The organism is Gracilibacillus salinarum (assembly GCF_022919575.1).
Lineage (GTDB): Bacteria > Bacillota > Bacilli > Bacillales > Amphibacillaceae > Gracilibacillus > Gracilibacillus salinarum.
Genome location: NZ_CP095071.1, coordinates 672,528 through 694,869, shown reverse-complemented (window position 1 = coordinate 694,869; position 22,342 = coordinate 672,528). Strand labels below are relative to the sequence as shown.

The 22,342-nt window shown below is 37.9% G+C and carries 24 protein-coding genes; all 24 read left to right on the top strand.

Features of this window, described 5'->3' with window-relative positions; genetic code table 11:
* The first annotated feature begins 12 nt into the window (after positions 1-12).
* Complete coding sequence (locus MUN87_RS03510) at positions 13-1,083, top strand: M24 family metallopeptidase (protein WP_244746286.1); 1,071 nt, start codon at positions 13-15, stop codon at positions 1,081-1,083.
* 19 nt (positions 1,084-1,102) lie between these two features.
* Complete coding sequence (gene efp / locus MUN87_RS03505; RefSeq protein WP_244746285.1) at positions 1,103-1,660, top strand: elongation factor P; 558 nt, start codon at positions 1,103-1,105, stop codon at positions 1,658-1,660.
* 485 nt (positions 1,661-2,145) lie between these two features.
* Positions 2,146-3,099 (top strand): stage III sporulation protein AA, encoded by a 954-nt coding sequence (spoIIIAA, locus tag MUN87_RS03500; RefSeq protein ID WP_244746283.1) that lies wholly within the window; start codon positions 2,146-2,148, stop codon positions 3,097-3,099.
* The gene (spoIIIAB, locus tag MUN87_RS03495; protein WP_244746282.1) at positions 3,093-3,608 is read left to right on the top strand and encodes a stage III sporulation protein SpoIIIAB; all 516 of its coding nucleotides are present in this window, start codon (positions 3,093-3,095) and stop codon (positions 3,606-3,608) included. Before spoIIIAA ends, spoIIIAB begins: the two co-directional genes overlap by 7 nt.
* Before the next feature lie 14 nt (positions 3,609-3,622).
* Positions 3,623-3,829, top strand: coding sequence for a stage III sporulation protein AC (gene spoIIIAC, locus MUN87_RS03490; RefSeq protein WP_244746280.1), 207 nt, complete (start codon positions 3,623-3,625; stop codon positions 3,827-3,829).
* Between the two features lie 6 nt (positions 3,830-3,835).
* On the top strand, positions 3,836-4,228 hold the full coding sequence (gene spoIIIAD / locus MUN87_RS03485) for a stage III sporulation protein AD (protein ID WP_244716648.1): 393 nt from the start codon (positions 3,836-3,838) through the stop codon (positions 4,226-4,228).
* 15 nt (positions 4,229-4,243) lie between these two features.
* Positions 4,244-5,407, top strand: a complete 1,164-nt coding sequence (spoIIIAE, locus tag MUN87_RS03480; RefSeq protein ID WP_244746279.1) for a stage III sporulation protein AE — start codon at positions 4,244-4,246, stop codon at positions 5,405-5,407.
* Positions 5,408-5,414: 7 nt separating this feature from the next.
* Positions 5,415-6,029: a stage III sporulation protein AF gene (gene spoIIIAF / locus MUN87_RS03475; RefSeq protein WP_244746278.1), complete on the top strand. Its 615-nt coding sequence runs from the start codon at positions 5,415-5,417 to the stop codon at positions 6,027-6,029.
* A gap of 13 nt (positions 6,030-6,042) precedes the next feature.
* Positions 6,043-6,675: a stage III sporulation protein AG gene (spoIIIAG, locus tag MUN87_RS03470; protein ID WP_244746277.1), complete on the top strand. Its 633-nt coding sequence runs from the start codon at positions 6,043-6,045 to the stop codon at positions 6,673-6,675.
* Between the two features lie 24 nt (positions 6,676-6,699).
* Positions 6,700-7,284 carry a SpoIIIAH-like family protein gene (locus MUN87_RS03465; RefSeq protein ID WP_244746276.1) on the top strand — a complete coding sequence of 195 codons (585 nt, stop codon included), beginning with the start codon at positions 6,700-6,702 and terminating at the stop codon, positions 7,282-7,284.
* Between the two features lie 803 nt (positions 7,285-8,087).
* Positions 8,088-8,585, top strand: a complete 498-nt coding sequence (accB, locus tag MUN87_RS03460) for an acetyl-CoA carboxylase biotin carboxyl carrier protein (protein WP_244746274.1) — start codon at positions 8,088-8,090, stop codon at positions 8,583-8,585.
* Between the two features lie 12 nt (positions 8,586-8,597).
* Entirely contained in the window at positions 8,598-9,965 is a 1,368-nt protein-coding gene (gene accC / locus MUN87_RS03455; RefSeq protein ID WP_244746273.1) for an acetyl-CoA carboxylase biotin carboxylase subunit, read from the top strand.
* Between the two features lie 16 nt (positions 9,966-9,981).
* Complete coding sequence (locus MUN87_RS03450; RefSeq protein WP_244746271.1) at positions 9,982-10,374, top strand: Asp23/Gls24 family envelope stress response protein; 393 nt, start codon at positions 9,982-9,984, stop codon at positions 10,372-10,374.
* A 288-nt stretch (positions 10,375-10,662) separates the two neighbouring features.
* Positions 10,663-11,040, top strand: coding sequence for a transcription antitermination factor NusB (gene nusB / locus MUN87_RS03445; protein WP_244746270.1), 378 nt, complete (start codon positions 10,663-10,665; stop codon positions 11,038-11,040).
* A gap of 12 nt (positions 11,041-11,052) precedes the next feature.
* Positions 11,053-11,910 (top strand): bifunctional methylenetetrahydrofolate dehydrogenase/methenyltetrahydrofolate cyclohydrolase FolD, encoded by an 858-nt coding sequence (gene folD, locus MUN87_RS03440; RefSeq protein WP_244746269.1) that lies wholly within the window; start codon positions 11,053-11,055, stop codon positions 11,908-11,910.
* Between the two features lie 118 nt (positions 11,911-12,028).
* The gene (xseA, locus tag MUN87_RS03435; protein WP_244746267.1) at positions 12,029-13,372 is read left to right on the top strand and encodes an exodeoxyribonuclease VII large subunit; all 1,344 of its coding nucleotides are present in this window, start codon (positions 12,029-12,031) and stop codon (positions 13,370-13,372) included.
* 2 nt (positions 13,373-13,374) lie between these two features.
* Positions 13,375-13,611, top strand: a complete 237-nt coding sequence (xseB, locus tag MUN87_RS03430) for an exodeoxyribonuclease VII small subunit (RefSeq protein WP_244746265.1) — start codon at positions 13,375-13,377, stop codon at positions 13,609-13,611.
* Positions 13,612-14,496, top strand: a complete 885-nt coding sequence (locus tag MUN87_RS03425; protein ID WP_244746263.1) for a polyprenyl synthetase family protein — start codon at positions 13,612-13,614, stop codon at positions 14,494-14,496. It begins immediately after the preceding gene.
* Positions 14,497-15,186: 690 nt separating this feature from the next.
* Entirely contained in the window at positions 15,187-15,762 is a 576-nt protein-coding gene (locus MUN87_RS03420) for a hypothetical protein (protein ID WP_244746262.1), read from the top strand.
* 35 nt (positions 15,763-15,797) lie between these two features.
* Positions 15,798-17,696: a 1-deoxy-D-xylulose-5-phosphate synthase gene (gene dxs / locus MUN87_RS03415; RefSeq protein ID WP_244746261.1), complete on the top strand. Its 1,899-nt coding sequence runs from the start codon at positions 15,798-15,800 to the stop codon at positions 17,694-17,696.
* Positions 17,697-17,701: 5 nt separating this feature from the next.
* Positions 17,702-18,520 (top strand): TlyA family RNA methyltransferase, encoded by an 819-nt coding sequence (locus MUN87_RS03410; RefSeq protein ID WP_244746260.1) that lies wholly within the window; start codon positions 17,702-17,704, stop codon positions 18,518-18,520.
* 64 nt (positions 18,521-18,584) lie between these two features.
* Positions 18,585-19,034: a transcriptional regulator AhrC/ArgR gene (ahrC, locus tag MUN87_RS03405; RefSeq protein WP_244716696.1), complete on the top strand. Its 450-nt coding sequence runs from the start codon at positions 18,585-18,587 to the stop codon at positions 19,032-19,034.
* 16 nt (positions 19,035-19,050) lie between these two features.
* Complete coding sequence (recN, locus tag MUN87_RS03400) at positions 19,051-20,769, top strand: DNA repair protein RecN (RefSeq protein ID WP_244746259.1); 1,719 nt, start codon at positions 19,051-19,053, stop codon at positions 20,767-20,769.
* Between the two features lie 138 nt (positions 20,770-20,907).
* Positions 20,908-22,200 carry a SpoIVB peptidase gene (gene spoIVB, locus MUN87_RS03395; RefSeq protein ID WP_244746258.1) on the top strand — a complete coding sequence of 431 codons (1,293 nt, stop codon included), beginning with the start codon at positions 20,908-20,910 and terminating at the stop codon, positions 22,198-22,200.
* Positions 22,201-22,342 lie beyond the last annotated feature (142 nt).

The following is a 22,342-nucleotide window of genomic DNA, read 5'->3' as shown; positions in this document are numbered from 1 at the left end:
GGTGAATAGCGTATGAATCGCTTGGAGAAACTACGTGAAGTTTTAAATGAAGCACAGTTAGATGGTTTATTAATCACCAGTCCAGTTAACAGAAGATATATGACAGGTTTTACTGGAACGGCAGGTGTTGCTATAGTTACTGCTAATGATGCTTATTTTATTACTGATTTTCGTTACACTGAGCAAGCCGCTGAACAGGTTAAAGAGTTCACTATTAAAGAACATAAGGGACCTATTCAGCAAACGGTGGCAGCGCTTGTTGATTCGTTACAGTTGAAAACACTTGGATTTGAAAAACAGGATTTGACATATGCATTATTTGAAACCTATCAAAAAGCAGTAGATACAAAGCTTGTACCGTCAGATGGCTTAATTGAGAAATTGCGCTTGATTAAAGATCAAGATGAGATTAATATAATAAAGGATGCATGTAAAATTGCAGATGATGCCTTTGATCATATTCTACAATACATAAGACCGGGGGCTAAAGAGATCGATATTGCCAATGAATTAGAATTTTTCATGCGAAAACAAGGTGCTACGTCATCTAGTTTTGATATGATTGTAGCTTCTGGCTATCGTTCTGCATTACCTCATGGTGTGGCGTCATCAAAGGAAATACAAGCAGGTGAGTTAGTGACATTGGATTTTGGAGCACTATATAAAGGGTATGCTTCAGATATTACAAGGACGGTTGCTGTCGGAGAGATCTCAGAAGAATTACAATCTATCTACCAGACAGTTTTAGATGCACAGTTAAAAGGTGTAGCTGGAATTAAAGCTGGTATTACTGCTAAAGAAGCAGATGCCTTAACACGAGATCATATTAAAAGTAAAGGTTATGGAGAGTACTTTGGACATTCAACTGGTCACGGATTAGGTTTAGATGTTCATGAAATGCCAGGGTTGTCTTTCCGCTCGGATGAAGTATTACGACCAGGTATGATTGTAACCGTTGAACCAGGTATCTACATTCCAAATGTTGGAGGGTGTCGTATCGAAGACGATATTCTAATTCAGGAAGATGGAAATGAGAGATTAACCAATGCACCAAAGGAACTAATTCAGTTGCCTGTATCGTAAATAACAGAGGAGGAATAACATGATTTCAGTTAATGATTTCAAAACCGGTTTAACCATCGAAGTGGATGGTGGAATCTGGCAAGTAATGGAGTTTCAACACGTAAAACCAGGTAAAGGTGCTGCGTTTGTACGTTCAAAGTTACGTAATTTACGTAATGGAAGTATCCAGGAAAAAACATTTCGCGGCGGTGAAAAAGTAAATAAAGCACATATCGAAAACCGAAAAATGCAATATTTATATGGTTCGGGTGATATGCATACATTTATGGATACCAATACGTTTGAACAAACCGAATTACCATCAAATCAAATTGAACGCGAACTTCAATTTATCAAAGAAAACATGGAAGTTAATATTTTAACGTATGAAGGAGAGACGATCGGTGTAGATCTTCCCAACAACGTTGAATTAACTGTAACCGAAACAGAACCAGGCATTAAAGGTGATACAGCAAGTGGCGGAACAAAGCCAGCCACATTAGAAACAGGATTGTCTGTACAAGTGCCTTTCTTCGTCAATCAAGGCGACGTTCTGGTCATTTCCACTAACGACGGAAAATATGTTTCCCGTGCATAGTTCTATTTAAACTACTAAGTCATTGCGCTTAGTAGTTTTTTGTTATGAGTACAGAAAGTATCTAAGGTGAATATCTCGCAGATAGTGCTCCCTATCCTAGTTGCTGCATGAATTGTGAAGCGGTATCCTAGCACATACAATATATCAAAATGGTCGCAACGCTAGACATAATCTGAATTATAGGTAATTGTATATAATTTATGTCAATTATGCCCATTTTTCTTGGTAGAAATATATACATACAGTTCTTCGTGATTATATTAAAACCACGAAGCTGCTGGACGTTCCGAGCAACCACTTCTAGTGTTGGGGAGGATATTTCCAAAGCTGTTTGCATTTGAATCCTATCAAAATTACCACATCGTTATACATATAGCTGTATTTAAACTCAGAGAACCGGGCTGTTGATGCTCGGTTTTTTTGTTTCTTATAAATTTCAAAGCTCGTACCTATCTATGGTTATATCTATTAAAGAGTCGCATAGAATGTTTATAGAAATAGCTTATGGAAAAGAGGAATATGTGATGACAAGTGTTCTGGAGATCCTGCCCAATCATATTACAGACCATATCCATGCCGTACTTGAGGATAAAGATTTCGATGTTCAAGAAATAAGACTCAGAGTCAATCAGCCTGTTGAACTGAACAATGGAAGAGACGTCCGCTGGTTACCACAAACAAACTTTAGCCAATCAGACGCAACCATGTTTCTCAATAAAATAAGCGATTTTTCACTATATCGTTTAGAGGAAGAGTTGAGACATGGTTTTATTACCATTCAAGGCGGACATCGCATTGGAATTTCGGGTTCGGTAGTAGTTGAGAATAGACAAGTGAAGGCCATTCATCATATCAGTTCTTTTAACATTCGAATTGCTAAAGCGCAATTCGGTATTATCCATGCTTATACACCTTATCTTATTACCGATACCATTCAAAATACACTTATTATTGGCCCGCCACAATCAGGAAAAACCACTCTGCTTAGAGATATAGCCAACTATTGTGGCAGCTCGAAATTACAGTTGAAAACTGCAATTGTAGATGAGCGTTCTGAGATTTGTGCATCGATTAATGGTGTCCCGCAGCACTTATTTGCGCCCAGAATTGATGTCCTTGACCGTTGTCCGAAGGCAGAAGGAATGATGATGTTTGTCAGATCGATGTCACCGGAAGTGGTTATTGTTGATGAAATAGGAAGTGAACGAGATGCGGAGGCAATTGATGAAGTCATTCATGCAGGTGTGCAATTGGTTTGCACTGTTCACGGGAAATCGCTTGAAGATATTAGGAAAAGACCGACGATGAAGAAAATTTTACAGAAAAATATTTTTCAGCGCTTTATGATTTTATCGAATCAACACCGGGCTGGAGAAGTGACTGAAATACTGGATGCAACAGGACATTCACTCTATAAAAGCCGTGTTAACATATGCTGAAATTATTGGCAAGTTTATTAATTGTCGGGTCGCTAACATGGATTGGACATGAATATGCCAGGAATCTTGCCAATCGCCCTCGTATTTTACGTTCGCTGAAAAGTGCCTTGCAAATTCTTGAAGCAGAAATTGTCTACAGTCAATCTACTGTACAAGAAGCGCTCTTCGCAGTATCAAAACAAATACCTCAACCAATATCAAGTCTGTTTTATGATTTGGCATCTGATATTGCGCAAGAAAAAGAGCAATTATACCCTGTTTGGGAGCTTCACATAAATCGATTTCATCAAAAACAGCCATTACAGGCAGAAGACAAAGAAATTCTCCAGCAATTTGGCAGAACGCTCGGCCAACATGATATAACACAACAGCAAAAATATATTCGGTTAGGGATCACTCATCTAGAAAGAAGTTTATTGGAGGCTGAAGAAAGAAACCAACAATTTGGCAATATGTCTAGAAGTGTAGGTTTCTTGATTGGTATGTTTATTGTTTTACTCTTGCTATAGAGAGGAGTTATCACGTGATAGGAGATACGAGTATATTATTCCAAATTGCTGGTATAGGTATTATAGTAGCGATGATTCATACAATTCTAAAACAAATGGGAAAAGAAGAATATGCACAATTTGTAAGCTTGGTAGGATTTATCATTGTCTTGCTATTTGTATTAAACAGCATATCTGAACTGTTCCAGCAAATCCAATCTGTATTTTTTCTAAAAGGATAATGGTTTATGGAAATATTTGAAGTGATCAGTGTCGGGATTATTACCTCTGTACTTTTTTTATTGCTGAAGGACAAGCAGCCAAGCATAGCTTTTCTAATTGTTGTACTTACCGTTCTATACTTCTTTATTTATGTGATGCAATATGTTCATGAAATCTTAAATCTGATCACATATTTAGGTGAACAAGCTAATATTGATGCGGTATATATTAAGACGATTTTGCAAATTATTGGTATTTCGTACATTACTGACATAGGTGCAAACATAGTAAAAGACGCGGGATTAGAATCGATTGCAGTAAAAATTGAAATGATAGGAAAAGTGTTTATTCTTATTTTGGCCATACCAATATTTAAGTCATTAATTGAGACCATCATAAATATTTTTCCAATCGCTTAGTTAGGAAGGATATACATGAGCTGGACAAAAATATCTACGATGCTAATTCTCTTATTTATCATCATCCCGGTATCTCTGCAAGCGGATGTGAATACCAATCAAACCGAGGCATATCGTTCTTTAATTGACGATAGCGAGATTGAAAGTTATTGGGAATATCTAGGACAGGAATATCAAGAGGCATTACCTGATCTCGATAAACAAAGTCTGTGGTCAATGATAAAGGGAGACGGAAATCTTAGTGTACAAGACTGGTTAAAAGGTTCTCTACGTTATTTCTTCTACGAATTACTTGAAAACGGTAAGTTATTAGCCACTTTAATGTTATTGACATTATTCTGCCTCCTTTTGCAGACGATACAGAATGCATTTGAAAAACAAGTAGTAAGTAAAGTTGCATACGCTATTGTCTATATTATTTTAATCATAATTGCTTTGCAAAGTTTTCAACTCGCAGCTACTTATGTCGTTGACACAGTCAGAATGGCACAAAGTTTCTTGCTAGCAATTTTGCCATTATTGCTAGGTATTTTAGCTTCTTTAGGTCAATTAGTTACGATTTCTTTTTTTCATCCGATCATCATTACATTGATACCAACCAGTGTATTTGTAATATCAAAAATTGTTATTCCGTTAATTTTGATTTCTGCGATTTTACAAATTGTCAGCACCATAAGTCCGGAATACAAAGCAACTAAGCTTGCTAATTTAATTAAAAATGTTGCCATCAGTATTATGGGGATTCTGCTTACTGTATTTCTAGGGGTAATATCTGTCCAAGGTGCTGCCAGTGCAATTCAAGATGGAATTGCTATGCGAACAGCGAAGTTTGTAACAGGTAACTTTATACCGGTTATCGGCAGAGTGTTTACAGATGCGACAGATACGGTACTAAGTGCAACCATCCTGATAAAAAATGGGATAGGTATTATTGGTGTAGTGATATTGATCGGAATTGTATTATTCCCAGCCATAAAAATTTTCGCAATATCCCTCATGTACAAAATCGCAACAGCTGTATTGCAACCACTTGGTGACGGTCCTGTAATTGAATGTTTAGATGTTATTGGAAAGCATATTCTTTATTTGTTTGCCGCTTTGTTATTAGCTACCTTTATGTTTTTCTTTACCATAGTCATTTTAATCATTTCCAGTAACTTAACGATGATGGTGAGATAAGGGGGGATTGATTATTGAGTATATATCGAATTGGATTTTGCAAATTATCATCTATATTATTCTAGCTATGCTGGTCGACCTCCTTCTGCCGAGTAATGTATTAAAGCAATACGTTAAATTAGTAGTCGGTCTCCTCTTAATGCTGATTATTTTACAACCGGTATTAGCTGCTTTCTCTATTGATGTATCACGTATAGTAGACAATTTGTTTCACACTAGAGGAACAGTTTCTGTAGAAACTTCCATAGAAAATCAAATGAATCAGCAGAAAAGTGAAATAGAAAAGGTACAAGCTGCATATGTATTAGAAGAGATGGTTGTCCAAATGGAAAATTTAGTAGAGGAGGAGTTGCAGCAGACTTATCAATATCAAATCGTTGATCTAGAAGTGAATTGGGCAAATGAAACTGCATCTCAAGCAAGCGAAGTAGAACATATAGATGTCCAGCTCGCTGATGCGGAAGACACTTCCAACGATGTCCAAGAAGTGCAAATTCAAATTGGTGAGACACTACCTCAAACTTCTGAACCTCCAAATGATCAGGCTGAAGTCATTCAGTTCTTGGCTGATCAATGGGGAGTAGAGAAAGATGTCATTCAGATTGGATGGAAGGAGGAATAAGGTGCCTGGATGGATGGAAAAGTTTCTTTCAAACTTAAAAGCAAAAGATAAAAAACCAACAAAAATACAATACATTGCATTGCTTGTATTAGTAGCGGTTTTTGTTATGTTAGTTAGCAACATATTTAGTGATAATGATGATAATCAATCATTAAATCAGCCACAAACCATGATTGAATCGTCAAGTAGCGATGATAAGAACAGCACACCATCACCAATTGAAGGCTCCGATGCAAGCTCTAAAATCTCGGATCTGGAATCGTCCTATGAGAAAGATTTAGTACCTTTACTTGAGAAAATCAACGGTTTATCAGAAGTAGAAGTTATGGTCAATCTTGATGCCACAAACGAACAAGTATATCAAAAAAATTTAGTGATTGGCTCGCAAATTACGAATGAAACAGATCAAAATGGTGGAACAAGAAAAATTGAAGATGAAACTAGAGAACAGACAGTAGTCTTTATTCGGCAAGGGGAACAGGAAGTACCATTATTAGTGCAGACGAAACGTCCAGAAGTTCGTGGTGTTTTAGTAGTTGCTAAAGGTGTGGACAATCTCGAAGTGAAAAAATGGGTGTTAGACGCAGTATCCAAAGTGTTGGATGTACCAGCACACAGGATATCGATAATGCCAAAAAGTAAATAAACATATTTTTTAGGAGGGGATTTCATGTTAAGAAAACAAACCGTATGGTTATTGACAATGTTGAGTTTAATGATTGTATTAAGTGTGTACTACTTAAATGCGCCGAATGAAGGGGATTTGGCTTATAATGTGGAGGACCAATCGGAAGATCAAACGACATCACTTGATCAATTAACTAACCAGACAGAGTCCGATACAGAAGAGACCGATGTGACAGAACAGACAAGTGAAGAGTTGGATACATCTTCCATAAATACAGATGAATATTTTGCAGCTGTCAGAATGGAGATTACTAATCAAAGAAGCTATGAAAAAGAAAGATTAGAAGATATTGTTGCATCAAGCGAAGCTACTTCTGAAGAAAAAAATGAAGCATATGAAGCGATGAAAGAAATCGAATCATTAGACATGAAAGAATCAACATTGGAAGAAGAATTAAAATCAATAAAAGGCTATGAAGAAGTATTAGTTCGTAATATGGAAGATAACAACCTTGTTGTTACAGTCCAAACGGATAGTTTATCAGCTGCAGACGCAAATGACATTATTCAGCAGGCAAAAGAAGAATTTGGTGAAATCAATATTGATGTTGTTTATCAAACCCAATAACCTTCATTACAGGAGAGAGTAAAAAGCCCTTGAGTAAAATCGAGGGCTTTTTTTGTCAAATGGCGATGCTATGTTCTAATAATATACAATTTCCTGTAATCTGGATTATGTTAACCAGGCCTGTATGGCAGAATAGGCTCCGCGTCCTGTAGGTACGTCGGTCTGCTAGGCTACTATTTTAAAAAGCATCTCTGCTGTCTTGCGCCGAGAAAGACCACTTTGAATCTATACTTGCAGACACAGGCACAAATGAATTGGATCTTCAGCTCGAGCTGAGGCATGAGGAGTCTCCGCATGAGGGAAGTGCTACAACTTAGGGAACAGCTAAAAGCAGTAGTTTTAGACATTATGTTATTCATTCCATTCCTGATCTGTATACTTTGAACAATATGCTAACTCTTACAAAAGTTTTACAGTCCCTATCCTAGCGTAGGTCAACCACGTAGACTCCCGCGGGACTAGGCAGGTAGCTTCAGCCGTGCCCCGCAGGAATGGTTGGCCAAAGTGGTATCCCAGCACATTAAATATCTCAATATGGGTGCTCTGCTAGCGCTGGCTAACATAATCCATATTATCAGAACCCATTTTTTCCAGTTCGGCATGATTACTTCTATGACTGTACTTATATACTTAACTGATATAAATATAAATTTTATCTGATTCTATCGCTTATTACTTTTCAATAGCTGACCATATTTGTACAATAAAAACAAAGGTTGCAGTTTCTCATTGGATTGCGTAAAATATTAGAAGGAGTTATTAGTACCTGTTATTAAATGTAACAAATATGAAGGGGTGCAGAAATGTTATCTGTAGAAGAAATCAATCAACTAATCGACAAATTAGATCAATCATCCATTGATGAATTTTCTTATGAAGCAAATGGTGCAAAAATTAAAATGAAAAAGAATACAGGCACAGCTACATCTAATGTAGTCACACAGCCAGTACATACACCACAGCCTGCGGTACAGCCGCAAACTGAAGAAGCACCGCAACAAGTCAATAATCAGGCGCAAGAAACAAAGGAAGTTACAGAGAATGTGTCCACGCCTGATTACGATCATGAAATTGTATCACCGATGGTAGGAACTTTTTACAGCTCACCATCTCCTGACAAAGAAAATTATGTACAAACAGGTGACAATGTACAAGAGGATTCTATTGTGTGTATCGTAGAAGCAATGAAATTATTTAATGAAATAGAAGCAGATGTGAAAGGGACGATCACAGAAGTTTTAGTGGAAAATGGTGAACTTGTGGAATATGGTCAGCCATTATTCCGAATTAAGAAGGCATAAGGGGATGACATTGTGATTAAGAAACTGTTAATTGCTAACCGTGGAGAAATCGCAGTAAGAATTATTCGTTCTGCAAAAGAAATGGGCATTGAAACGGTAGCAGTATATTCAGAAGCTGATAGTGAAGCATTACATGTGCAATTAGCAGATGAGGCATATTGTATTGGTCCAAAATTAAGTAAAGACAGCTATTTAAATTTTACAAATATTATGAGTGTGGCGACATTAACAGAAACGGACGCAATTCATCCAGGTTATGGCTTCCTTTCCGAGAATGCAGATTTCGCAGAGATCTGCGATGCATGCAATGTAACCTTTGTAGGTCCAAGCGCTTACGCTATTCAAAAGATGGGAACGAAAGATGTAGCCAGAGAGACAATGCGCGAAGCAGGCGTGCCTGTTGTTCCAGGCTCAAATGGTATTATTGGTAGTGAAGAAGAAGCTTTGGAAATAGCTAATCAGATTGGATTTCCGGTTATTATAAAAGCAACTGCCGGTGGCGGAGGAAAAGGAATCCGCGTGGCAAGATCTGAGGAAGAATTACGGAAAGGAATCCGTGTAACGCAAAATGAAGCAGAGAAGGCTTTCGGAAATCCTGGTGTTTATTTAGAGAAGTTTATTGAAGACTTCCGCCACGTGGAGATTCAGGTATTGGCTGATAACCACGGGAACGTCATTCACCTTGGTGAGCGCGATTGTTCGGTTCAGAGAAGATTGCAAAAACTTATCGAAGAAACACCTTCACCAGCTATTAATGAAGCGATGCGTGCAAAAATGGGAGATGCTGCAGTGAAAGCAGCTAAGGCTGTTGATTATTCCGGAGCAGGAACTATCGAGTTTATTTTTGATCAAAAAGAAAATAAATTCTATTTTATGGAAATGAATACAAGAATCCAAGTAGAACATCCTGTTACTGAAATGGTGACCGGTGTCGACTTAATCAAAGAACAGCTGCATATCGCAAATAATGAGCCATTACGATATAAACAGGAAGATATCACGTTTAAAGGCTGGGCAATGGAATGCCGGATTAATGCAGAGAATCCAGCAATGGATTTCATGCCGTCTGCTGGTACCATTGACATGTATTTGCCGCCAGGCGGTTTGGGAATACGAGTAGATTCGGCTGTGTACCCTGGTTATCAAATACCGCCATACTATGATTCGATGATTGCTAAATTAATTTCGTATGGTAAAACAAGAAAAGAAGCGGTAGACCGGATGAAACGCGCGCTAGATGAATATGTCATTGAAGGTGTATTTACTACAGTTCCTTTCCATCGTAAGATGATGACACATTCGGTATTTGTAGAAGGCGATTTTAATACCAGTTTTCTTGAAAAGTATAGTATAATGGAAGATGGTAAAGAAAAAAATTAACTAAAGGGGGTTCATCATGTCTGACAATCAATTATTGAATGTTGGTGAATCAACTCCGTTAGGAAATGTAGAAATCTCTCCTGATGTTCTAGAAGTTATTGCAGGTATTGCAACAACAGAAGTTCCTGGTGTATCGAGTATGCGCGGCAACTTTGCAACAGGCGTTGCTGAAAGACTTGGGAAGAAGTCGCACGGAAAAGGGATAAAAGTAGAACTGAAAGACGAAATGGTACTAATTGATGTCTTTATCGTAGTCGATTATGGTCACACGATTCCGACTGTAGCGCAACAGATACAATCGAATGTAAGACAAGCGATCAAAAATATGACTGCCATTCAAATTAAAGAAATCAACATCCATGTTGTCGGTGTGCATATGGAACAAATGAACGAAGACGTAGAAATCTAAGCTCGTTTAAAAGAATAAAAGCCCTTCAGCGATATGACTGAGGGGCTTTTCATTATTACATATACGAGTGATTATAATGTAGCAAGGCCGCTATCCAGTCAGTTAATGCTTTTACGAATTTAAGCTGTTGGAATCGAATGAAGATGTTTACGAGATGATTTTGCTAAATTTTTCTGATATCAATTGTTAAATTGATGTGCAATTAATCTTTTATTTGGTAATCCTATAGATAACGTGGTATCATTTGAAGGTGAAGAATCTGATCGTGATAAGGAGAAGTAATAGGTAATGAAACGAAGAATCGCTCGTGAGAAAGCACTGCAAATTTTATTTTCGTTAGATAACGAAGAATATGATGTAACAACAACGATTGAATACTCTTTAACGGAAGAGGAACATGATCCTTTTTTATTAGACTTAGTACAAGGGGTCGTGGATAAAAAAGAAGAAATAGACGAAAAAATCAAGCAACATTTGGTGAAATGGTCATTGTCAAGGCTGGCGGTAGTAGAAAGAACATTACTCCGAATTGCTACCTATGAATTATTTTACTTAAAAGACGCACCCGAAAGCGTTGTAATAAATGAATCAATTGAAATTGCACATGTTTTCGGTGATGATAAATCAGGGAAATTTATCAATGGTGTATTGTCTAAAATGCTTTAAGGGGGAAATATCATGACTGCAGAAGTAATCTATGGAAGTGAATTAGCGAAATCGTTAAGAGATGAGATGAAGGAAGAAGTTGCTGGATTGCGTGAGAAAAATATCATTCCTGGCTTAACTGTTGTATTAATCGGTGATGATCCGGCTTCTAGATCTTATGTGAGAGGGAAACAAAAAGCATCTGATTATGTAGGTGTTGACTCAGACTTAATCGAGCTGCCAATTGAAACAACACAAGAGCAATTATTACAATTAATTGATGAGTTGAACCATAAAGATACGGTCCATGGTATTCTAGTCCAGCTACCGTTACCTGCACATATTGATGAACAAGTAATTATTGAAGCAATTTCGCCAGAGAAAGATGTTGATGGCTTTCATCCGATCAGTATCGGACGAATGATGACAGGTAAGGATACTTTTTATCCTTGTACACCGTACGGTATTATCCAAATGATGAAATCAAAAAACATTTCATTGGAAGGGAAACACGCGGTAATTATCGGGAGAAGTAATATTGTTGGTAAACCGGTAGGACAATTATTGTTAAGTGAAAATGCAACAGTGACCTATTGTCATTCCAGAACAAAAAATATGGAAGCATACATAGCGCAAGCAGATATTTTAATTGTTGCAGTAGGAAAAGCTCATTTTATTAATGGAGATCATATTAAAGATGGAGCAATTGTAATTGATGTTGGTGTCAATAGAGTAGAAGATGGATCATTAACAGGAGATGTTGATTTTGATTCTGCAAAAGAAAAAGCTAGCTACATTACCCCAGTACCAAAAGGGGTAGGGCCGATGACGATTACAATGCTTATGCATAACACGATTAAATCTGCTAAGAAAGCAAATGAATTAAACTAGTTACGTTTATACTGAAAATAATTAGGTCATTCTTTAAATAGGATGGCCTTCTTTTAAAGTATGAACAAAAACCAAATAGTATTTAAAAATGTTTGACAATGATAAAGAGGGATGACTCGTGGAAGATAAATATTTATCCGTTACTGCGTTAACTAAGTATATTAAGAAAAAATTCGATGTGGACCAGCACTTAAATCACATCCTGTTGCGAGGTGAGATATCGAATTATAAACATCATTCCAGAGGGCATATGTACTTAACCATCAAGGATGAACAAACCAGTATTCGAGCCGTCATGTTTCAACGTCAAAATCAATCACTGAAGTTTCGACCTGAAGACGGGATGAAGGTGTTGATTACAGGACATGTCAGTGTGTTCGAATCCCAAGGGCAATATCAGCTTTATATACAGGAAATGGAACCCGATGGTATTGGCGCATTATATTTAGCGTTTGAGCAATTAAAAGAAAAACTAACAAAAGAAGGATTATTCGATCCAGCTTATAAAAAAGTGCTGCCAACCTATCCAACCAAAATAGCTGTGTTAACATCACCGACTGGCGCAGCGATACGCGATATTCTTACAACATTGGAAAGGCGCTATCCCATTGCCAGTGTGTTAATTATTCCAGTGCTGGTCCAAGGAAAACAAGCAGCTGCTTCAATCGTTAGTGCAATCGAACAGGCAAATGAGTTAGCAGATATAGATGTTATTATTATGGGACGCGGTGGTGGATCGCTTGAAGAATTGTGGAGCTTTAATGAAGAAGAGGTAGCAAGAGCAATTTTTCATTCAACAGTGCCGATCATTTCAGCGGTTGGTCACGAAACAGACATTACAATCAGTGATATGGTTGCTGATTTAAGAGCTGCAACACCTACCGCAGCAGCTGAATTAGCAGTGCCATCTCAGAATGAATTATTAGAACGTATTCAAAAAATGAATCAAGCGATGCAGACAACCATACATCATCAAATCAGACATTTAAATGAGAAGCTGCAAAGACTGCAGGGGTCATACGTCTTTAAATACCCAGAAAGACTGGTCGAAGAGAAAGAGCAAAGGTTAGATCGTGCTGTTGATCGAATATCCAAGCAATTAACGACAATCAACCAATCCAAAAAAGATCAATATACATATGTAAAACAACGATTTACGCGTCTGCCGCTTCAGCGAAATATGGACCAGCGTCATCAGTCAATTTTGGAAATCAAAAAAAGAATGGATCGAGCCATCATCCAGCAAATTGATCAGAAAAAGAATCTATTCAGTAAACACTTAACACAGCTTGACTTACTAAACCCTACTCGTATTATGAGCAGGGGTTATTCAATAACGTATAACGAAAATCATGACATTATTCGATCGGTTCAGCAAATGAAGAAAGAAGATGAATTACTTATTCAATTGGCTGATGGTGTCGTTCAAAGTAAGGTGCTACAAATTAGAAAGGATGAATAAGAATGTCAGATCAGAAATCAGAGTGGAGTTTTGAAGAAGCTTTGCAACAGTTAGAAGAGATTGTAGAAAAAATGGAAGAAGGGGAGGTCCCTTTGGAGAAAGCGATGGAATATTATGCAGAGGGATCGAAATTATCAAAAATTTGCCATGATAAATTAGTTAAAGCAGAAAAACAAATGAAGGAAATTTTAAACGAAGATCATGAACGGGTAGGTTTTGAGATACAGGAGGAGAAGTAATTGCAACGATCAATTGACGATATTTTGAAAAGTGAGCAGGATCATATCAATAACAGCCTCCTGAATTATATTCATCAATTGGAAGTGCCAGATCGACTGAAAGAATCTGTACTATATTCAATTGAAGCTGGCGGGAAAAGATTGCGACCACTTCTAATGAAATTGACCTGTGAAGGACTTGGTGGTGAAGTAGACAAAGTATACCCAGCGGCTGCAGCGCTAGAAATGATTCATACGTATTCATTAATTCATGACGATTTACCGGCAATGGACGATGACATGTACCGGCGAGGCAAACTGACGAATCATAAGAAATACGATGAAGCTACAGCGATTCTTGCTGGAGACGGACTTTTAACAAATAGTTTTCATCTTGTCAGCACGGCAACAACTTATACAGATACACAAAAAGTAAAGCTGATATCAGCATTATCCAAAGCAAGCGGCTTAGAAGGAATGGTAGCAGGTCAATACCTTGATATGGAAGCGGAAAATAAGCTCGTGTCAATAGTAGACCTGGAACGTATTCACCACCTGAAAACAGGAAGGCTTATTTCTTTTGCTATTGAAATCGGCGCGTATCTAGCAGATGTTTCGGAAAAGAAAAGAGCGGTGTTAAAACGATTTGGAGATTGTTTAGGTCTGATTTTTCAAATCCAGGATGATATTTTGGATGTTGAAGGAGATCAGGAATTAATTGGAAAACGCGTCGGTAGTGATGCAGACAATGATAAAAGCACTTATCCGGGCTTGCTCGGAATTGATGGTGCCAAACAATACAAGGCAACCCTTATGGCTGAAGCAGCTGAATGCTTAGTTGAAACTGGTCTTGAGAATACAGATTTAGCAGTGATTAGCACATATTTAAGTGAACGTGATCAGTAATTATTGAGAAAAAATTAATTTCATGTTATATTAAAATTATGTAAAGGGATGGTGCAGTATTCTAGTCAATCCCCCGTTTCTGAAGGCGGGCCTAAAAATCCGCCAAAGGGCACATCGATGAAGTTCCTTGTGTTGGCTTGAGGCGCCCAGCCTTGGGTCGATGCTGGGAGTTAAGGTTGAAGGGCGATCCACAAAGGCATGTGGGCGACGACCCTTCTTCCGCGGAGGCCCATCTCTGTATAGAAGGCTTAGCCAAGTGTTCTGTATGGAATGGGGTATGAACCTATAAAATAAGGATCAGGGAATCCTTATTTGTAGCGTAGCCTGCCTTGAGTGGTACGAAGGGGATTATAGGCAACAAAGTATCTGAACTGGATGGCCACTAGTTCGGATATGTTTATCTATATGAAATTCGTACTGCAAAAGAGGCTAGGAAACGGCGAAAGATTGTCGAGGAAATCTCCTAGACTGTTCCAAAAGGACATTTAAAAGGGATTATAGTGTGGACTAAGTGGTAATCCAGTCTAGCGTCGGGTGACTGCGCTAAGGCAGGTTTAATGGGGAACCGCCAGAATGGCAACATTCGGTACCTGTTTGGGAAAACCTACTGGACCTAAGCCGCAGTTTTTACCTTTTAAATGACCATTCCATTTCCTTATACATAATGTAACCAATTGATGAGGTTTTTATATGGATAAAAAACAATTAAGAAAGTCGATGAAATTTAGTTTAAGCATTGCCGTTATCACGTTTGTGTTAGCGGCTATTTTTTCCGTGGTGTCATCTTCCATATTAAGTGGGGTTTCTTCGATTATTGGATTAACTATTGTGCTTATTATTGTATTTACTGGTGTATTTTTTGATATGCTAGGAATAGCGGCAACAGCAGCAGATGAAGTGCCATTTCATGCAATGGCAGCAGAGAGGGTAAGCGGTTCCAAACAGGCAATTCTTATTGTCCGCAATGCGGATCGTTTTGCGAGTTTCTGTAATGATGTTATTGGTGATATTTCGGGTATAATAAGTGGTACAGCCTCGGCAATCGTAATTCTTCAAATAGCCAATAACTTTGGATATAGTGAAGGCAGTACCTTTCAATTAACAATTAATGTAATATTGACCAGTCTGGTTGCTGCTTTAACAGTTGGCGGGAAAGCACTCGGGAAATTTTTGGCAATTAACTATTCGACGAAAATTATTTTCTTCGTTGGTAAAATAATTGCATTTTCTGAAGAAAAATTTAAAATAAAGATATTGTCGAAATAGGCAAAGTTTTGAAAAACAGTAGGGAGGATTCCTTTATGGATCTTACCAAGATGAAGAATCCAGCATTTCTAAAAGAATTGAACAATGAAGAACTTGAAGTACTAGCACATGAAATCCGTCAATTTTTAATTCAAAAATTATCGGTTACTGGTGGTCATTTAGGAGCGAATTTAGGTGTTGTTGAGCTTACATTAGCATTGCATAAGCAATTTAATAGTCCAACAGATAAATTTCTATTTGATGTAGGGCATCAATCATACATCCACAAAATGCTTACAGGCAGAACAGACCAATTTGATACGTTAAGACAATATAAAGGTCTGTGTGGATTCCCGAAAATGAACGAAAGTAAACACGATGTATGGGAAGCTGGGCACAGCTCTACCTCCTTGTCAGCAGCAATGGGAATGGCGATTGCACGAGATATGCAAAATGAAGATTATTCGGTGGTACCAATAATTGGTGACGGTGCTTTAACTGGTGGAATGGCATTAGAAGCATTAAACCATATTGGCCATGAACAAAAGAATCTTACAGTTATTTTAAATGACAACGAAATGTCGATAGCTGGAAATGTCGGCGCTTTACACAATGCTCTAGGCAGAATGCGCAGTGCAGGCAAATATAACCGTGTAAAAGATGAATTAGAAGTTCTTTTAAAACGGATCCCAGCAGTAGGCGGTAAAATTGCTCAAACAGCAGAACGGGTGAAAGATAGCATGAAATATTTCATGGTGCCAGGGATGTTGTTTGAAGAATTCGGCTTTACTTATTTTGGTCCTGTTGATGGACATGACTTTAAAGACCTGGAAGAAAATATCGCTTATGCAAAAAAAACAGAAGGTCCAGTAATTGTTCATGTTATCACACAAAAAGGGAAAGGGTATCAGCCTGCTGAGACTGATCAGAAAGATAAATGGCATGGCGTAGGACCTTATAAAATTGATTCTGGTGAGAAAATTAAGCCTGCAAATGCAGCGCCTGCCTGGAGTCAGGTCGTCAGTGATACGTTAGAAGAGATAGCAGGAAAGGATGATCGATTAGCAGTTATTACACCTGCTATGATTTTAGGATCAAAACTGGACAAGTTTCAGGAGAAATATCCGGATCGTTTGTTTGATGTAGGCATTGCGGAACAGCATGCAACAACGTTATCAGCTGGCCTTGCTACCCAAGGAATGAAGCCGTTTTTAGCGATTTATTCTACATTTTTGCAACGGGCATATGACCAGTTGGTGCATGACGTTTGCCGTCAGAATTTAAATGTTGCCTTCGGAATTGACAGATCTGGTCTTGTTGGTGCAGATGGTGAAACGCATCAAGGTGTGTTCGATATTGCCTTTATGCGCCACTTGCCGAACATGGTCATTATGATGCCTAAAGATGAAAATGAGTGTCAGCACATGGTAAACACTGCTGTTGCTTATAATGATGGACCTATCGCTGTACGATTTCCAAGAGGAAATGGTTTAGGGGTAGAAATGGATCAGAGCCTGTCAACTATTCCAATTGGAGAATGGGAAGTGTTAAGTGAAGGTGCAGATGCAGTCATCTTAACATTTGGTACAACTATTGAAATGTCTCTGGCCGCAAGTAATTACTTGAAGAAGCAAGGTATAAATGTAGAAGTTGTTAATGCCCGCTTCATTAAGCCACTTGACGAAACGTTATTACATGATCGTATGACTAAGAACATACCTATTCTCACAGTAGAAGAAGCAGTCCTGCAAGGTGGCTTTGGAAGTGCTGTGCTTGAATTTGCTGAAGAACATAATTATAAACCTGTTATCAAAAGAATGGGAATTCCAGATAAGTTTATCGAGCATGGAAGTGTCAAAGAATTATTAAAAGAAATTGATTTAACAGAGAATCAAATTATTTCAGAACTGCAACATTTAGTTACAGTTAGTAATGATAAGCAAAAAAGGGCTTGAAGAATATGACAAAAAAAATCAGATTAGATCAATTAATCGTAGATAGAGGGCTAAGTGAATCCAGAGAAAAAGCAAAAAGAACCATCATGGCAGGACTTGTGTTTTCAGAAGGACAGTGTATGGATAAGCCAGGCACGAAGGTAGCTGAAGATATAGCCATCGATATAAAAGGAAAAGCCATTCCATATGTTGGGCGCGGGGGCTTGAAATTAGAAAAAGCACTGGAATACTTTTCTTTGGATTTACAGGATAAGATAATGGTAGATGTTGGCTCGTCAACTGGTGGATTTACAGACTGCGCCTTACAAAATGGGGTAAAACGCAGCTATGCGATCGATGTCGGTTATAATCAGTTAGACTGGAAACTGCGAAATGACCCTCGAGTAGTTGTTATGGAGAGAACTAACTTTCGCTATGTGACACCTGAGATGTTGACGGAGGAAGTTCCAACTTTCGCTACCGTTGATGTTTCCTTTATTTCGTTACAATTGATCTTAGCACCACTTTATCAGTTATTAGCAAATGAAAGCTTTGCGGTTGTTCTTATTAAACCGCAATTCGAGGCGGGAAAAGAACAAGTAGGCAGAAAGGGAATTGTTCGTGATCCTGCCGTACATTTGCAAGTACTGAGAAAAATATTGGCTTTTGCTGAAACAACAGGCTTTCAGATTATCGATGTAACGTTCTCACCAATTACGGGTGGGGATGGTAACATTGAATATTTAGGTTTGTTAAAAAAATCTGCTATGCAACATAAAGCACAAGAGCTTTTTGCGCTGACAGAGAGGGTTGTGTCAGATTCTCATCAGCAGTTAAGCAAATAAATGGGGAGGACTACTTTTTTGTAGTCCGTTTTCATATGAGAAATGATTGATGGAGGATATTGAAATGAATAAAGCACAACGGCATATCAAAATACGTGAGATCATTACAGAAAATGAAATCGAAACGCAGGATGATTTAGTTGAAGAATTGCGTAGTCAAGGTTATGGCATTACGCAGGCTACTATTTCTCGTGATATCAAGGAATTGCATCTTGTCAAAGTACCAACACAAGATGGTCGCTACAAATACAGCTTGCCTGCAGACCAGAAGTTTAATCCATTAAATAAGCTAAGAAGATTTATTATGGATGCATTTATCAGTATAGACACAGCGACTCATTTTATCGTCATGAAGACTCTTCCGGGGAATGCACAGGCTATGGGTGCTTTAATTGATAATCTAGGTTGGGAAGAAATTGTTGGTTGCATCTGTGGTGATGATACAATCTTGATAATTTGTAAAACAGTGGAAGATGCGGAAGCTTTAAAGGACAAATTCTTAGACATGTTGTAATAAAGGCGGTGGGTAGATGTTAACGGAATTATCGATTAAAAATTTTGCGATAATAGAGCAATTATCCATATCATTTCAATCCGGTTTAACGGTTTTAACGGGAGAGACTGGTGCTGGTAAATCCATTATTATAGATGCACTTGGTTTGCTGATTGGTGGAAGAGGATCGGTCGAATATGTACGTCATGGTGAAAAAAAAGCAGAATTAGAAGGACTATTTATTATAGAAGATCTTGAACACCCTGTTTATCAAAAAACAAAAGAATTGGGCATTGATATTAATGATGACCAAATGCTTGTGTTACATCGAACCATATCACATTCAGGCAAAAGTATATGCAGAATTAATGGCAAATTAACGACATTAGCTATTTTGAAAGAAATCGGACAGAGTGTTCTTGATATCCATAGTCAGCACGAAACACAGGCATTATTAAATAAAGAGAAACATTTGGAACTTTTAGATTCTTATTATCAGTCAAATCATCCAGATTTCAAAAAATCCTATCAGCATTTGTATAAACATTGGAAACAGCTAAAAGATAAATTTGAGGCAAGTAACAAAAATGAACAAGAATTAGCACAGCGTATGGATTTATTAGATTTTCAACTGAAAGAAATCCAGAATGCCGATTTGCAGCCAAATGAAGATGAGTTACTGACAGAAGAACGAAACGAATTACAGCATTTTGAGAAAATCCACAGCAACTTAAATGATGCCTATAATGCACTTCACGGGGAGCAAAAAGGATTGGATTGGATGTCACACGCTGCCAATCATTTAGAGGAAGCAGGAGAACATCATCAGGCTGTAAAAAAAATGCATCAAGACTATATTGATCATTATTATTTAATGGAGGAAATTTCGTATCAAATCCGGCAGCAACTGGAAAGTATGGATTATGAACCAGGTCGATTAGAAGTAATTGAATCCCGTTTACATGAAATTGATCAACTGAAGCGTAAGTATGGTCAATCCGTTGAGGAAATCATGACATACAGCGCGAAAATCGAAGAAGAATTAGATGAAATTAAACATCGTGACCAGCATCTTGAAAATCTATCCCATTCCTTACAGGAAGCAGCTCATGATTTACTTGTAGAAGCTAAAGAATTGTATCTGCTAAGAAAAAACGCTGCAAAACAGTTAGAGAAAGCGGTATTGGCAGAACTCAAAGATCTCTATATGGATAAAACGGTTTTTGAAGTAGATGTTTCCATACCAAATCGTGAACAAGGTATATCATTTGAAGGTAAAAAAGTTTCTCCGCACCCTCACGGAATAGATCAGGCTAGATTTTTAATTTCTACAAATCCAGGTGAACCTGTAAAGGATCTGGATCGTATTGCTTCAGGCGGGGAAATGTCTCGGATAATGCTTGCTTTAAAGAATATTTTCTCCAAGCACCAAGGTATTACGAGTGTCATTTTCGACGAAGTTGATACTGGTGTAAGTGGTCGTGTTGCGCAATCTATGGCTGAGAAAATTCATAATATTTCCAGCGGATCGCAAGTTCTTTGCATTACACATTTACCTCAGGTTGCCTCTATTGCCGATACGCACTTAAGAATCGAAAAGATTGTAGAGAATAATCGTACACATACGTCATTGCAAGAATTAAGCTTTGAACAACGTATTGATGAAATTGGTAAAATGATAACCGGTGAAGAATTAACAACTGCATCCAAGACTCATGCACGCGAGCTTATTGAGATGAATCACAAACATAAATAATATTCCGAAAATAATCATTTCTTAAAGTGGAAAAGTTCACCCGATTTTGTTATGTTTAACGGGTTTAAAAAGCCCTCCTTAAGGTCAAATTAATGATACAGATCAAAAACAGTCTGTAATACAAGGAGGGCCAAACCAATGAAGAACAACTACGCAAGAAAATGTATAGGATTAATACTCCTTGTCATATTATTTGTACTCCCATGGTATTCACCATTTCAGATATACCTCTCTATCCCGAATCAAATCAAAACTTTTACACAATCAGATACAGTGTCGTTACCTACTTTAGGTGATGATGTTTCGATATCAGCTATGAACGATGAGGCTGTTCAATATGCAACAGACTTAATGAATTATTCGCTTGAAGAAAGTGGGCAAGACGAAGTAACCTATACCTTCGCTAATGTCCCGGTTAAGAAAGTGGATGTGGAAGTATACGATGATTTCCGCCTGATTCCTGGCGGACAATCGATCGGAATTAATCTGCAAACACAAGGCGTTTTGGTTGTAGGTCATCATCTCGTGACAACGGAGGAAGGAACGAGTTCTCCTGGAGAAGATGCTGATATACAAGTAGGAGATAATATTATCTCGATTAACGATAAAAAAATTACCAAAATGGAAGAAGTGGCACCGATTGTAAAAGAAGCTGGAGAGCAAGATGAGTCCTTAGACGTAGAACTGAAACGCGGCGGTAAAACGGTAGACACGGAGTTGACGCCGCAATATGATGTGAAAGAAGAAGATTATCGAATAGGTGTTTATATTCGTGACTCTGCAGCAGGTATCGGAACAATGACTTTTTACCATCCGGATTCAAAAAAATATGGTGCTCTTGGACATATCATTTCAGATATGGATACAAGAGAGCCAGTAAAAATTGATAACGGAAGTATTGTACGGTCGCAAATCACCGATATAAAGAAAGGTGAACACGGCGTTCCAGGTGAAAAACGTGCTGATTTCGTATTAGATGGTACGGAAATGGGTGATATTACGAAGAATTCGCCGTTCGGAATCTTCGGAACACTGCATGAACCATTAAAATCTGCTGATGATAACTGGTCGAAACCAATGCCGATTGCCTTACCGAATGAAGTAGAAGAAGGTCCTGCAAAAATTTTGACGGTTATTAACAAAGAAAAAGTAGAGGCGTTTGATGTAGAGATTGTAAATACAGTTAATCAATCTGCACCAGCTACTAAAGGGCTGATTTTAGAAATAACAGACAAACGATTGTTAGATGCAACTGGTGGCATTGTACAAGGTATGAGTGGTAGTCCGATCATTCAGAATGGAAAAATAATTGGTGCGGTTACACATGTTTTTGTTAATGATCCAACTAGTGGGTACGGTGTTCATATTGAATGGATGCTGAATGAGGCAGGAATAGATATTTATAAATCTGAAAACCGAAAAGCGAGTTAATGAAGAAGGGAGCAGCCATTTTAGCTGTTCCCTTTTATTATCAGTAATACCTTCTATCCATCATTCTTAAAAACCCACTAGGAAAATAATGGTTGCAGACTTTACTTTCTTTTGCTAAACTAAAAACAAATATTTTTCGACA

Excerpts from the sequence above, each read along its gene's own strand:
- MUN87_RS03510 (WP_244746286.1), top strand. The coding sequence starts at position 13 with ATGAATCGCTTGGAGAAACTACGTGAAGTTTTAAATGAAGCACAGTTA.
- efp (WP_244746285.1), top strand. The coding sequence starts at position 1,103 with ATGATTTCAGTTAATGATTTCAAAACCGGTTTAACCATCGAAGTGGAT.
- spoIIIAA (WP_244746283.1), top strand. The coding sequence starts at position 2,146 with ATGTTTATAGAAATAGCTTATGGAAAAGAGGAATATGTGATGACAAGT.
- spoIIIAB (WP_244746282.1), top strand. The coding sequence starts at position 3,093 with ATGCTGAAATTATTGGCAAGTTTATTAATTGTCGGGTCGCTAACATGG.
- spoIIIAD (WP_244716648.1), top strand. The coding sequence starts at position 3,836 with ATGGAAATATTTGAAGTGATCAGTGTCGGGATTATTACCTCTGTACTT.
- spoIIIAE (WP_244746279.1), top strand. The coding sequence starts at position 4,244 with ATGAGCTGGACAAAAATATCTACGATGCTAATTCTCTTATTTATCATC.
- spoIIIAG (WP_244746277.1), top strand. The coding sequence starts at position 6,043 with ATGGAAAAGTTTCTTTCAAACTTAAAAGCAAAAGATAAAAAACCAACA.
- MUN87_RS03465 (WP_244746276.1), top strand. The coding sequence starts at position 6,700 with ATGTTAAGAAAACAAACCGTATGGTTATTGACAATGTTGAGTTTAATG.
- accB (WP_244746274.1), top strand. The coding sequence starts at position 8,088 with ATGTTATCTGTAGAAGAAATCAATCAACTAATCGACAAATTAGATCAA.
- MUN87_RS03450 (WP_244746271.1), top strand. The coding sequence starts at position 9,982 with ATGTCTGACAATCAATTATTGAATGTTGGTGAATCAACTCCGTTAGGA.
- nusB (WP_244746270.1), top strand. The coding sequence starts at position 10,663 with ATGAAACGAAGAATCGCTCGTGAGAAAGCACTGCAAATTTTATTTTCG.
- folD (WP_244746269.1), top strand. The coding sequence starts at position 11,053 with ATGACTGCAGAAGTAATCTATGGAAGTGAATTAGCGAAATCGTTAAGA.
- xseB (WP_244746265.1), top strand. The coding sequence starts at position 13,375 with ATGTCAGATCAGAAATCAGAGTGGAGTTTTGAAGAAGCTTTGCAACAG.
- MUN87_RS03420 (WP_244746262.1), top strand. The coding sequence starts at position 15,187 with ATGGATAAAAAACAATTAAGAAAGTCGATGAAATTTAGTTTAAGCATT.
- dxs (WP_244746261.1), top strand. The coding sequence starts at position 15,798 with ATGGATCTTACCAAGATGAAGAATCCAGCATTTCTAAAAGAATTGAAC.
- MUN87_RS03410 (WP_244746260.1), top strand. The coding sequence starts at position 17,702 with ATGACAAAAAAAATCAGATTAGATCAATTAATCGTAGATAGAGGGCTA.
- ahrC (WP_244716696.1), top strand. The coding sequence starts at position 18,585 with ATGAATAAAGCACAACGGCATATCAAAATACGTGAGATCATTACAGAA.
- recN (WP_244746259.1), top strand. The coding sequence starts at position 19,051 with ATGTTAACGGAATTATCGATTAAAAATTTTGCGATAATAGAGCAATTA.
- spoIVB (WP_244746258.1), top strand. The coding sequence starts at position 20,908 with ATGAAGAACAACTACGCAAGAAAATGTATAGGATTAATACTCCTTGTC.